This window comes from Flavobacterium sp. Flavsp81 (assembly GCF_059491325.1).
Window position 1 is genome coordinate 3024860 of the sequence record NZ_CP168505.1, and the last position, 11591, is coordinate 3036450.

12 protein-coding genes are annotated in these 11591 nt (G+C 32.6%); 10 read left to right on the forward strand and 2 right to left on the reverse strand.

The window, feature by feature from the left end:
* The first annotated feature begins 125 nt into the window (after window positions 1-125).
* From ACEN92_RS12620 to ACEN92_RS12635, 4 genes are all read left to right on the forward strand, one after another.
* Complete coding sequence (locus ACEN92_RS12620; protein ID WP_495638719.1) at window positions 126-872, forward strand: electron transfer flavoprotein subunit beta/FixA family protein; 747 nt, start codon at window positions 126-128, stop codon at window positions 870-872.
* 145 nt (window positions 873-1017) lie between these two features.
* Entirely contained in the window at window positions 1018-1986 is a 969-nt protein-coding gene (locus tag ACEN92_RS12625; protein WP_495638720.1) for an electron transfer flavoprotein subunit alpha/FixB family protein, read from the forward strand.
* A gap of 164 nt (window positions 1987-2150) precedes the next feature.
* Entirely contained in the window at window positions 2151-2774 is a 624-nt protein-coding gene (locus ACEN92_RS12630; RefSeq protein ID WP_495638721.1) for a bifunctional nuclease family protein, read from the forward strand.
* Window positions 2775-2848: 74 nt separating this feature from the next.
* Window positions 2849-3700: a thymidylate synthase gene (locus ACEN92_RS12635; RefSeq protein ID WP_495638722.1), complete on the forward strand. Its 852-nt coding sequence runs from the start codon at window positions 2849-2851 to the stop codon at window positions 3698-3700.
* A gap of 27 nt (window positions 3701-3727) precedes the next feature.
* Here ACEN92_RS12635 and ACEN92_RS12640 read toward each other — a convergent pair whose 3' ends face one another.
* A complete protein-coding gene (locus tag ACEN92_RS12640; protein ID WP_495638723.1) occupies window positions 3728-4024 on the reverse strand; it encodes an isoamylase early set domain-containing protein in 297 nt (98 codons plus the stop codon).
* Window positions 4025-4264: 240 nt separating this feature from the next.
* Between ACEN92_RS12640 and ACEN92_RS12645 the strand changes: the two genes are divergently transcribed.
* From ACEN92_RS12645 to porT, 4 genes are all read left to right on the forward strand, one after another.
* Entirely contained in the window at window positions 4265-4609 is a 345-nt protein-coding gene (locus ACEN92_RS12645; RefSeq protein ID WP_495638724.1) for a 2TM domain-containing protein, read from the forward strand.
* Window positions 4610-4621: 12 nt separating this feature from the next.
* Window positions 4622-5104: a dihydrofolate reductase gene (locus ACEN92_RS12650; RefSeq protein ID WP_495638725.1), complete on the forward strand. Its 483-nt coding sequence runs from the start codon at window positions 4622-4624 to the stop codon at window positions 5102-5104.
* Window positions 5105-5661: 557 nt separating this feature from the next.
* Complete coding sequence (gene ubiE, locus ACEN92_RS12655) at window positions 5662-6393, forward strand: bifunctional demethylmenaquinone methyltransferase/2-methoxy-6-polyprenyl-1,4-benzoquinol methylase UbiE (protein WP_495638726.1); 732 nt, start codon at window positions 5662-5664, stop codon at window positions 6391-6393.
* A 1-nt stretch (window position 6394) separates the two neighbouring features.
* Window positions 6395-7114 (forward strand): type IX secretion/gliding motility protein PorT/SprT, encoded by a 720-nt coding sequence (porT, locus tag ACEN92_RS12660; protein WP_495638727.1) that lies wholly within the window; start codon window positions 6395-6397, stop codon window positions 7112-7114.
* 9 nt (window positions 7115-7123) lie between these two features.
* On the opposite strand, the gene ACEN92_RS12665 is transcribed toward porT, so the two are convergent.
* Complete coding sequence (locus tag ACEN92_RS12665) at window positions 7124-7852, reverse strand: TrmH family RNA methyltransferase (protein WP_495638728.1); 729 nt, start codon at window positions 7850-7852, stop codon at window positions 7124-7126.
* 37 nt (window positions 7853-7889) lie between these two features.
* On the opposite strand from ACEN92_RS12665, the gene tamL reads away from it, so the two are divergent.
* Both tamL and fbaA read left to right on the forward strand, forming a co-directional pair.
* Window positions 7890-10445, forward strand: a complete 2556-nt coding sequence (tamL, locus tag ACEN92_RS12670) for a translocation and assembly module lipoprotein TamL (protein ID WP_495638729.1) — start codon at window positions 7890-7892, stop codon at window positions 10443-10445.
* Window positions 10446-10504: 59 nt separating this feature from the next.
* Window positions 10505-11572 carry a class II fructose-bisphosphate aldolase gene (gene fbaA / locus ACEN92_RS12675; RefSeq protein WP_495638730.1) on the forward strand — a complete coding sequence of 356 codons (1068 nt, stop codon included), beginning with the start codon at window positions 10505-10507 and terminating at the stop codon, window positions 11570-11572.
* The last annotated feature ends 19 nt before the right edge of the window (window positions 11573-11591 follow it).

Sequence of the window (11591 nt, forward strand, 5' to 3'; positions counted from 1 at the left end):
CTTCGAAAACCATCAATTCCCGAAAACGTAATAGTTTTATAAAATATTATGCGTGCATAGTATAATTATTCCAAATTAAATTCTAAATTTGTAAAAGAATATTATAAATATAAAAATATATACTTATGAAAATATTAGTTTGCATCAGTCATGTACCTGATACTACTTCAAAAATTAACTTCTCCAATGGTGATTCGGAATTCGATACCAATGGTGTACAATATGTAATCAATCCTAATGATGAGTTTGGTCTGACACGTGCAATCTGGTTTCAGGAACAACAAGGTGCTACAGTAACTGTTGTTAATGTTGGAGGTCCTGATACCGAGCCAACTTTACGCAAAGCTCTTGCTATAGGTGCCAACGAAGCAATTCGTGTAAACGCAAACCCAACCGATGGTTTTTTTGTTGCAAAACAACTTGCTGAAGTAATTAAAAACGGAGGTTATGATTTGGTAATTGCCGGAAAAGAATCTTTAGATTATAACGGAGGAATGGTTCCGGGAATGATTTCGGGAATTTTAGGTTCTAACTTTTTAAACTCCTGCACAGGTATAACTGTTGATGGCAACAGCGTAAAAGCAATTCGTGAAATTGATGGCGGAAAAGAAACTGTAAGCACAACTTTACCTTTAATCATTGGAGGCCAAAAAGGGCTTGTTGAAGAAAAAGATTTGCGTATTCCGAACATGAGAGGAATCATGACTGCAAGAACAAAAGCTCTTACTATTCTTGAACCGGTTGATGCTCCTGTAAATACAAAAGCTGTAAAATTTGAAAAACCAGCTCCTAAATCAGCTGTAAAATTAATTTCAGCTGATAATTTAGATGAGTTAGTTAATTTATTACACAACGAGGCTAAAGTTATTTAAGATTGTAAGTTCAGATTTTAGGTTGCTAATTGCAAAACAAAATCTGAAATTCAACATTGATTCACTTCAAAATCTAAAATCGATAATCATTTTAAATTTCAATTTTTAAAAATCTGAAATCTAAAATCTAAAATCTAAAATTATTATGTCAATATTAATATATGCAGAATCTGCAGAAGGAAAATTTAAAAAAGTAGCTTTTGAATTAGCTTCTTACGCTAAAAAAGTAGCAGAATCATTAGGAACTACCGTAACTGCTTTAACAATAAACGCAGGCGATGTAAGCGAATTATCAAAATACGGAGTTGATAAAGTATTAAAAGTTACTAACGATAAATTAGCAGGTTTTACGGCTAAGGCTTATGCCGATGTAATCAAACAGGCTGCCGAAAAAGAAGGAACAAAAGTAGTTTTACTTTCTTCTACAACAGACAGTATTTATCTTTCATCATTAGTTGCAGTAGCTCTAAATGCCGGTTTTGCTTCAAATGTTGTTGGATTACCGGTAAGCACTTCTCCTTTTCAGGTAAAAAGAAATGCTTTTTCAAACAAAGCTTTCAATATCACCGAAATCAATACAGATGTAAAAGTTCTTGGTTTAGCTAAAAACTCATATGGAATTTTCGAAAATACAGGATCAGCGACTGAAGAAGATTTTAATCCAACAATTGGAGATAACGATTTTGGAGTAAAAGTAGAGTCTGTTGAAAAAGTAAGTGGAAAAATATCTATTGCTGATGCTGATATTGTAGTCTCTGGAGGACGTGGTTTAAAAGGCCCTGAAAACTGGGGATTAATCGAAGATTTAGCTGCTGTTTTAGGCGCAGCAACTGCATGCTCTAAACCAGTTTCTGATCTGGGATGGAGACCTCATAGTGAACACGTTGGACAAACCGGAAAACCAGTTGCAACTAATTTATATATTGCAGTAGGAATTTCAGGCGCGATTCAGCATATTGCAGGCATCAACTCATCAAAAGTAAAAGTAGTAATCAATAATGACCCTGAAGCTCCATTCTTTAAAGTAGCAGATTACGGAGTAGTTGGAGATGCTTTTGAAATTGTGCCAAAATTAACTGAGAAATTAAAGGCTTTTAAAGCACAACATTCATAATTTAGAAATTCTCTTCAAAAATATAGCTACCTAAAAATAAGATAATCGTATCTTTGCTTTAGGTAGCTTTTTTGTTCCATATTTTTTGATTAAAATTGCAACTTTATTTTCCAATCAAAAAAAGTATTAAATTGAGGCAATAATTGCCCTTTTTACCCATACATATGAGTCTAGTAAAATTATCTATAAAAGGAATATCATACAGTCAAACTCAAAATGGAGCTTATGCCCTAATTTTGAATGAAGTTGATGGCGAAAGAAAATTACCAATTGTAATTGGTGCTTTTGAAGCCCAGTCGATTGCTATTGCCTTAGAGAAAGAAATTAAACCTCCCCGCCCATTAACACACGATTTATTCAAAAACTTCGCCGAAAGATTTGATATTGTAGTAAAACAGGTTATTATCCATAAATTGGTCGATGGTGTTTTTTATTCCAGCTTAATCTGCGAAAGAGATAAAATCGAAGAAATTATTGATGCCAGAACATCTGATGCTATTGCATTGGCATTACGATTTAGTGCTCCGATTTTTACCTATAAAAATATTTTGGATAAGGCTGGAATTTATTTAAAATCAAATACTGCGGAGACAGATCAGGGATCCCAGGAAATTGATGACGTGCTTTCGAATCCTGAAACTTTCGGACACGAAGAAGAAACCAACCAATCAGGTGATGTTTATGCTACGCACACTTTACAAGAATTAAACGAACTTTTAGATCAGGCAGTTTCTCAGGAAGATTACGAAAAAGCCGCTAAAATCAGAGACGAAATCTCAAAAAGATAACATAAAGGCATTAAGCAATAAGCTTTAGGCAATAAGCTTAAAGCCTATAGCGTAAGGCATAAAGCCAAAACAAAATGAAGCAATACTTAGATTTAGTACAGCATGTTTTAGAAAACGGCTGTCAAAAAGGGGATCGAACGGGTACAGGGACAAAGAGTGTTTTTGGATACCAGATGCGTTTTGATTTAAGTGAAGGTTTCCCAATGGTTACGACCAAAAAATTACATTTAAAATCCATCATATACGAATTGCTTTGGTTTTTAAAAGGTGACACCAACATCAAATATCTTCAGGAAAATGGAGTGAAAATATGGGATGCCTGGACAGATTCAAATGGCGATTTAGGACCAGTTTACGGACACCAATGGCGTAATTGGAACAGCGAAGAAATTGATCAGATCTCTGAATTGATTACCGAATTAAAAACAAACCCAAATAGCCGAAGAATGCTGGTTTCAGCATGGAATCCATCGGTTTTACCGGATACTACAAAATCATTTGAAGAAAATGTAGCCAATAATAAAGCTGCATTGCCTCCTTGTCACGCCTTTTTTCAGTTTTATGTGAGCAGTCCGGATCCTGGGAAAGGAGAAACAAAAGGGAAATTATCCTGTCAATTATACCAAAGAAGTGCTGATATCTTTTTAGGAGTTCCTTTTAACATTGCTTCTTATGCACTTTTAACAATGATGATTGCCCAGGTTTGTGATTTAGAAGCAGGTGAATTTATTCACACTTTTGGAGATGCACATATTTACAACAATCATTTTGAACAATTAGAATTGCAATTAAAACGAGAACCAAAACCATTGCCGAAAATGATTTTAAATCCTGAGATAAAAAACATTTTTGATTTTGATTACAATGATTTTACACTTTTAGATTATGAGCCGCATGCCGGAATAAAAGGAAGTGTTGCTGTATAAATATAAAATCCGCTTTTAGCGGATTTTTTATACTACTAAAACACTATTTTCACTCCCTGCAAAATCATTCCATCTATATGAATCTGCTTCCGGATCATTTACATAAATCCCGTCAATTACATATTTAAACTCATATATGGCGTCTTTAACTAAATCATAAGTTGCTTTAAAAGTTCCGTTTTTCAACTTACTTAAAGTTCCTTCTTCAATATTCCAGTTGTTAAAATCCCCGACTACTGCCGCTGAAGCTGCATCTTTTGCCTCAATTGCAAATGTTACTTTACAAACTGGTTTCGTTTTTACAAATTGCTTTTTTAAAGACATAACTATTTCATTTTTAGATTTATACTCAAAGTTCGCGAATTCATTTGAGTAAACAATATTCTTTAAGACGATTTATGATTATAGCAATCACAGGCATTTTTTTTACAGCATCACTAATTTAGACCTTTTTAAATTTACTAATTCGGATTTATAGCCTGCTTTGACAATAAATATTATTATTCTAAGAATAGCATGTTTTCAAAATAAATTATAACTTTATACTCTTATTTTGAATTAATTATGGAAAAAGAAGTGCATGAACAATACGAGTATGCTCGTAAAAGAATCAGACAAAAAAAAGCATTATATTTTCATCTTGTACTTTTCCTGCTAGGAAGTTTGTTTTTATTCGTTGCCAGTCATTTTTTTGGTCTTAGTATAGCAACCGAACAAAATTGGTGGATTTGGATTATTACTTTGTGGTTTTTTATTTTTATTTTGCACTTTATAAAAGTTTATATAACGGATAGATTCATGAACAAAAAATGGGAAAGGGAACAAATCGACCGCCTGGTTGCTCTTCAGCAAAAAAGAATCAATCAATTGGAATCTTCCATCGATGATAATCCTGAAAATAAAATTTAGTTTTAGCATACTATGATTATAATGATAGCGGCTGTTGCCGAAAACAATGCTCTGGGAAAAAAGAACAAATTAGTTTGGCATCTTCCCAATGATTTTAAAAGATTTAAATCGCTTACAACAAACCATCATATTATTATGGGAAGAAAAACTTTTGAAAGTTTCCCAAAACCATTACCCAACAGAACACATATTGTAATATCGCGTCAGGAAAATTATAATCCTGGGGGTTGTATAGTAGTAGATAGTATTGAAAAAGCTCTTGCACTTTGTCCGGAAAATGAAGATTCGTACATCATTGGCGGAGGAGAAATTTATACTTTAGGATTACAATATGCTGATATAATTGAAATAACACGTGTTCACCATACTTTTGATGCTGATGCTTTTTTTCCTAAAATTAACGAGAGAGAATGGCAATTGGTAGAATCTGAACCTAATTTTAAAGATGACACTCATCTTTATGATTATACGTATGAAACATACATCAGAAAATAAAAAAACATCCTCAATTTCTTGAGGATGTTTTTATTTAAATCCAATGATTAGAGCAATGACCTACTCCAGAAACAGTATTTGATAACATAAAATAAAAATTACAAATATTAAAAACACTCCTGAAAGAAATATTATAACATTTGATATTTTTTGAGAGTACATCTCAAAAAAACCCTTAATACCAAATACCACGAAGGTACTAAAGGCAAAGAAAATTAAAATTTCCAAAAACAAATTTAATCCTAAGAACGTATTTTGCGCTTTAAATATAATACTGCTCTCAAAAACAGTACTTTCAAAACAGCTTACAAGAACAAATGAGATGCTAAGCGCAAGGAGCACCCATTTGATTTGGGTCATTGTATCTCTATTTATCATTGAAAAAATATTAACATTTTTACAATGGCTAAATTGACCAATAAATAGTTCACTTACAATACCCACTTTTAGTGATTTTACACAATAATTCAAAAGGCCTGAAAAAAAACATTTCTAACCTAATTAAGAAACACAATTGCAGTTAAATACTTTATGTTATATTTGCGTAAATAAAAAAAATGTCTGAAAAAATAACTCCATACAAAAACTCAACATTAGGCAAAAAAGAGCAAGTTGCACAAATGTTTGACACAATATCAGGAAATTATGATAATTTAAATCGTGTAATTTCATTTGGTATAGATGTAAAATGGCGTAAAAAAGTTTTAAAAATAGTTTCTGATTCAAAACCAAAAATAGTACTTGATATTGCTACCGGAACTGGAGATCTGGCTATTTTAATGGCAAAAAGCAATGCGGAAAAAATTATTGGCTTAGATATTTCTGCCGGAATGCTGGAAGTTGGAAGAAAAAAAATTGAAGAAAAAAAGCTATCAAATGTTATTGAGCTAGTTTTGGCCGATTCTGAAAATATGCCTTTTGAAGATAATTATTTTGACGCCATAACAGTTGGTTTTGGTGTTCGGAATTTTGAAAATTTAGAAAAAGGTTTCGCGGAGATTTTAAGAGTTTTAAAACCTAATGGTGTATTTGTAATCCTCGAAACTTCAGTTCCGGTTAAAACACCTTATAAACAAGGATATCATTTTTACTCTAAATATATACTTCCAATTATAGGAAAACTATTCTCTAAAGATAATTCAGCTTATGGATATTTATCAGAATCTGCAGCTGTTTTTCCTTTTGGGGAAGATCTGAACAATATTTTGAGAAAAATTGGGTTTATAAATGTTGTGGCTATGCCTCAAACTTTTGGAGTTGCAACCATATATTCTGCTTCTAAAAAATAGTATGAAAAAAACAGTAGTCTTAATTTTATTAGTATTATCGACACAAGGATATTCTCAATTTGCTAAAGGTATGTTTAGCAAAGATCCTATTATCAATTTGGAAAACTGGCAAAAACAGCGCCTATACTTTGGATATTATTTAGGTTTTAATAGCTTTGATTTTAAAATTGACTATAAAGAAGTTGTACCAGAAGATATTCAGGTCAAGAAAACGACAGGTTTTAATGTTGGGATTGTAGCTGATTTAAGACTTCAGGAATATGTCAATTTGCGTTTTGAACCTGGTTTATATTACACAAAACGTGATTTGTATTTCCCTAATTTTACTTCAGAAAATGACTATTTAAGAGAAGTAAGCAGTACTTACATTCATTTTCCGTTACTATTGAAATTTTCAGCTTTACGTACTGGAAACATCCGTCCTTTTTTGACAGGAGGACTTTCGACAACCTTAAATTTATCCGGCAACTCTAAATCTAAGGATGATAATTTTGAAGGAAAGTTTAGGGTAAAGCCCTGGACCTCTGCTTATGAAATTGGCTTTGGTATAGATATTTTCTCAGAATATTTTATTTTTTCGCCTTCCATCAGAGGAATGTTCGGAATAAGTGATGAATTAATACGTGACAATAAAACTGCTCAGAATCCAAACAGCCCGTGGACTGATAATATTGATTCTATGAAATCGAGAGCGATTTTAATAAATTTTACTTTTCATTAAAACAAATACCTAACTATTTCGTTTAAACTCACTAAGAACAATAGCGGTGGCAGTAGCTACATTTAAACTTTCTGTTTTTTGTAGTTCCCCAAATCTGGGAATTGTGAGTCGGCTTGTTACCATATTTTCAATTTCTGCAGAAATTCCATTGGCTTCATTACCCATAATAATGATTCCGTTTTGAGGTAATGCAGATTGATAAATATTTTCACCATTCATAAATGTTCCAAATACAGGCAATTTTATTTTTGCGATAAAGGCTTTCAAGTCAACATAATTTACGTTAACTCTGGCAACAGAACCCATTGTAGCCTGCACTACTTTTGGATTGTAAATATCAACGGTTTCTTTTGAACAAACAATTTGTTGGATCCCAAACCAATCGCAAAGCCTTAAAATGGTTCCTAAATTTCCCGGATCGCGTATGTCATCTAACGCTAAAATTAAACCCGAGTCAATTATCGGATTTTCGTCTGGAATTTTGAATACTGCCAGACAGGAATTGGGAGTTGACAAAGCACTTATTTTTTTAAGTTCTTGTTCTGTAATAGAAGTACGTTTTGAAAATTCGACCTTCTCAAAATCATTTTGTGTGGTGTACAAGTGTTCTAATTCAAAATTGGATTGTAACAATTCCTGAATTACTTTTACTCCTTCAGCAAAAAATAATTGATTAGCAAAACGTTGCTTTTTTTGATGTAAACCCGATATAAGTTTTATTTGGTTTTTACTAATCATAAAATAATGTACTTTTGAATTAAATATTTAAAAACACTTGAAAAAGATTTTTACAAAAATAACAGCATTTATTCTAATAGCAATATTTATTTGCGCTTGTAATGCCGTAAAAAGAGTTCCGGACGGGAAAAACCTGCTTACAAAAAATGACATTATTGTAAACGGTAAATCCACAAATGACGAAATAGCCTTTAATCAGATGTATCAAAAACCAAATGGTACTTTGTTAGGTTATCGCCTGCGTTTGAATTTATATAATCTGGCTAACTTAAATCCTGACTCGACTTATCAGGCAAAATTTAAAAACAATCCGGGCAAATACGAACGTCAGTCTAAAATATTATCTGCCAAACAGGTTGATCGTCTTGGACAGTCTTTTTGGTACAAAGGAATTCACGAATTCTTAAAAAGAACCGGAGAAGCACCCGTAATTATTGACACTTCGAAAACAAAAAAAACGCTGCTCCGCTTAAAATCTTATTATTTCAATAATGGCTATTTTAATGTAGCTACAAATTACAATATTGACACTACAGGCTATAAAAAGGCGAAAATAAATTACAACATTACAACCGGAACTGTTTATACTTTAGATTCTATCAGAAATACGATTAATACGCCTGCTTTGGATTCTTTATATAAAAAAAATCCTGAAGCTTCTGTTTTAAAATCAGGGAATCAATATAAAACGAGTGATTTTGAAGAAGAAAAAAACCGCATCACTACCTACTTTAGAAACCATGGCGCCTACTTTTTTCAACCCACTTATGTTACTTTTGACGTTGATACTATTGGCAAAAAAAACAAAGCTGATATAAATTTAATTATTAAAAATAATAGTATTCAGGAGAAAGATTCAAGCAGAACTGAACCTTTTAAATTATATAAAATAAGCGACGTTAATATCTATACCGATTATTCTCCTACCCGTGCTAAAAGCCAGGTTAAAGACAGTACAACCTATAACAACTTTAATTTGTACAGTTATGACAAATTAAAATACAAACCACGTGCTATTACTGATGCCATTTTTATTACAAAAGGTAATACGTATGCTGATTTCAGAACTACACTTTCATCACGTTATTTAAACAATCTCAAAATTTTCAATTATCCTTCAATACAATATGAAGTTGATAAACGTGATCCGACAGCGCAATCATTAATTGCTAATGTTTATTTAACGCCCAGAAAAAAATATAGTTTTGGAGCTACTTTTGATTTAACGCACTCCAATATTCAGGATTTCGGAATTGGAGCCAGTATTTCAGAAACTATCAGAAATGTATTCAACAGAGCTGAAACTTTAGAAATTTCAACCCGCTTAAACATTGGTTCTTCAAAAGACATGGCAAATCCAAATAATAATTTCTTTAATGTTTCAGAATATGGAGTCGATTTAAAACTAAACTTTCCGAGAATCTTACTGCCTTTTGGGACTGAGAAAATTATTCCGAAAAGCATGATTCCTTCTACAGGTATAACTTCAGGTTTTTCTAAACAAAGAAACATCGGCTTAGACAAAGAAAGCTTTACCGGAGGCCTATCCTATCTTTGGTCTCCAAAAAGATATAATTCTGCAAAATTAGATTTACTAAATGCCCAATATATTCGTAACCTAAATCCTGATAATTATTTTAGGGTTTATACATCTTCATATGATGAATTAAATAAAATTGCAGGTATTTACAACACCAATCCATCTTATATTGAAAATGGAAACTTGATTATAAACGGAGGGACCACAGGCTTTACAAAAGATGTTTTATCGGGAGTTATTCCTGCCTTAAAACCTGGAGATGAAGATTATAAGAACGTAAAAAGTATTGAGGAAAGAAGAGTCCGACTTACCGAAAACGACTTTATTTTAGCTACCAGCTATACCTTTACCAAAACAACCAAAAAGGATTTAGCAGATAATAATTTTTATCAGTTCAAAACAAAATTAGAAAGTGCCGGTTCATTATTATCCTTGATTTCTTCTGCCGGAAATTTTGCAAAAAATTCTAATAATAAGTATGAAATATTTAACCTCGAATATTCAGAATATATAAAAACCGAATTCGACTATATCAAACATTGGGATTTTGGCAAAGAAAAAGTATTAGCAATAAGAAGTTTCTTTGGTATTGCAATTCCTTTTGGAAACTCAGATTACATCCCGTTTTCACGAAGTTATTATGCAGGCGGATCTAATGATAATCGTGCCTGGCAGCCGTATGCCTTAGGTCCGGGAAGCACAGATGCCGTAAATGATTTTAATGAAGCAAATATGAAAATTGCTCTTAGTGGTGAATTTAGATTTAAAGTTTTCGGAGATGTAAAAGGTGCCATTTTTGCAGATGCCGGAAATATCTGGAATGTGCTTGATAATGTAACTGATGAAAAAGCAAAATTTAACAACTTAAACGATTTAGCTGAAATTGCTTTAGGTTCCGGATTTGGTTTACGATATGATTTAAGTTTTTTTGTTGTTCGCTTAGATTTGGGCTTCAAGACTTACAATCCGGCGCATGAGCCGGGTAATCGCTGGTTCAAAGAATACAATTTTGGGCACTCGGTTTTAAATTTTGGGATAAATTATCCTTTCTAATGCTAATTAATTCTTATTTTTGCAACCTAAAAACCTAAAAACAACTAAAAAAAATTACAATGGCACACAATATTAAACCAGGAGTGGCTACAGGAGATCAGGTACAGGAAATCTTTAATTATGCAAAAGAAAAAGGATTTGCACTTCCTGCAGTAAACGTAACAGGATCAAGTACAATTAACGGAGTTCTTGAAACTGCTGCAAAACTTAATGCTCCGGTTATCATTCAATTTTCTAACGGTGGAGCACAATTCAACGCTGGAAAAGGATTATCTAATGCAGGTGAAAAAGCAGCAATCGCTGGTGGAATCGCAGGAGCAAAACATATTCATACTTTAGCAGAAGCTTACGGTGCAACAGTAATTTTACATACTGACCACTGCGCAAAAAAATTATTACCTTGGATTGATGGTTTATTAGATGCTTCTGAAAAACATTTTGCAGAAACAGGAAAACCATTATTCAGTTCTCATATGATCGATTTGTCTGAGGAGCCAATCGAAGAAAACATTGAAATCTGTAAAGAATATTTGGCAAGAATGAGCAAAATGGGCATGACATTAGAAATCGAGCTTGGTATTACAGGTGGTGAAGAAGATGGTGTTGACAACTCTGATGTTGACAGTTCAAAATTATATACTCAGCCAGAAGAAGTAGCTTATGCTTACGAAGAATTATCTAAAGTAAGTCCTAAATTTACTATTGCTGCAGCTTTTGGAAATGTTCACGGTGTTTACAAACCTGGAAACGTAAAATTAACTCCAAAAATCTTAAAAAATTCTCAGGATTTCGTTCAAAACAAATTCAATACTGGTCATAATCCGGTAGATTTCGTTTTCCACGGAGGTTCAGGTTCTACACTTGAAGAAATCAGAGAAGGAATTAGCTACGGAGTTATCAAAATGAATATTGATACAGATTTGCAATTTGCATTTACTGAAGGTATTCGTGATTATATGGTTAAAAATATTGACTATTTAAAAACACAAATCGGTAACCCTGAAGGTGCTGATGTTCCTAACAAAAAATATTATGACCCAAGAAGATGGGTACGTGAAAGCGAAGTGACATTCAATGCAAGACTTGAACAAGCTTTTGCAGATTTGAATAACGTAAATACACTATAAATTTTAAATTTCTGAATTT

What these genes read in the sequence shown, in the direction of transcription:
- ACEN92_RS12620 (WP_495638719.1), top strand. Translation starts at nt 126, where the DNA reads ATGAAAATATTAGTTTGCATCAGTCATGTACCTGATACTACTTCAAAA.
- ACEN92_RS12625 (WP_495638720.1), top strand. Translation starts at nt 1,018, where the DNA reads ATGTCAATATTAATATATGCAGAATCTGCAGAAGGAAAATTTAAAAAA.
- ACEN92_RS12630 (WP_495638721.1), top strand. Translation starts at nt 2,151, where the DNA reads ATGAGTCTAGTAAAATTATCTATAAAAGGAATATCATACAGTCAAACT.
- ACEN92_RS12635 (WP_495638722.1), top strand. Translation starts at nt 2,849, where the DNA reads ATGAAGCAATACTTAGATTTAGTACAGCATGTTTTAGAAAACGGCTGT.
- ACEN92_RS12640 (WP_495638723.1), bottom strand. Translation starts at nt 4,024, where the DNA reads ATGTCTTTAAAAAAGCAATTTGTAAAAACGAAACCAGTTTGTAAAGTA.
- ACEN92_RS12645 (WP_495638724.1), top strand. Translation starts at nt 4,265, where the DNA reads ATGGAAAAAGAAGTGCATGAACAATACGAGTATGCTCGTAAAAGAATC.
- ACEN92_RS12650 (WP_495638725.1), top strand. Translation starts at nt 4,622, where the DNA reads ATGATTATAATGATAGCGGCTGTTGCCGAAAACAATGCTCTGGGAAAA.
- ubiE (WP_495638726.1), top strand. Translation starts at nt 5,662, where the DNA reads ATGTCTGAAAAAATAACTCCATACAAAAACTCAACATTAGGCAAAAAA.
- porT (WP_495638727.1), top strand. Translation starts at nt 6,395, where the DNA reads ATGAAAAAAACAGTAGTCTTAATTTTATTAGTATTATCGACACAAGGA.
- ACEN92_RS12665 (WP_495638728.1), bottom strand. Translation starts at nt 7,852, where the DNA reads ATGATTAGTAAAAACCAAATAAAACTTATATCGGGTTTACATCAAAAA.
- fbaA (WP_495638730.1), top strand. Translation starts at nt 10,505, where the DNA reads ATGGCACACAATATTAAACCAGGAGTGGCTACAGGAGATCAGGTACAG.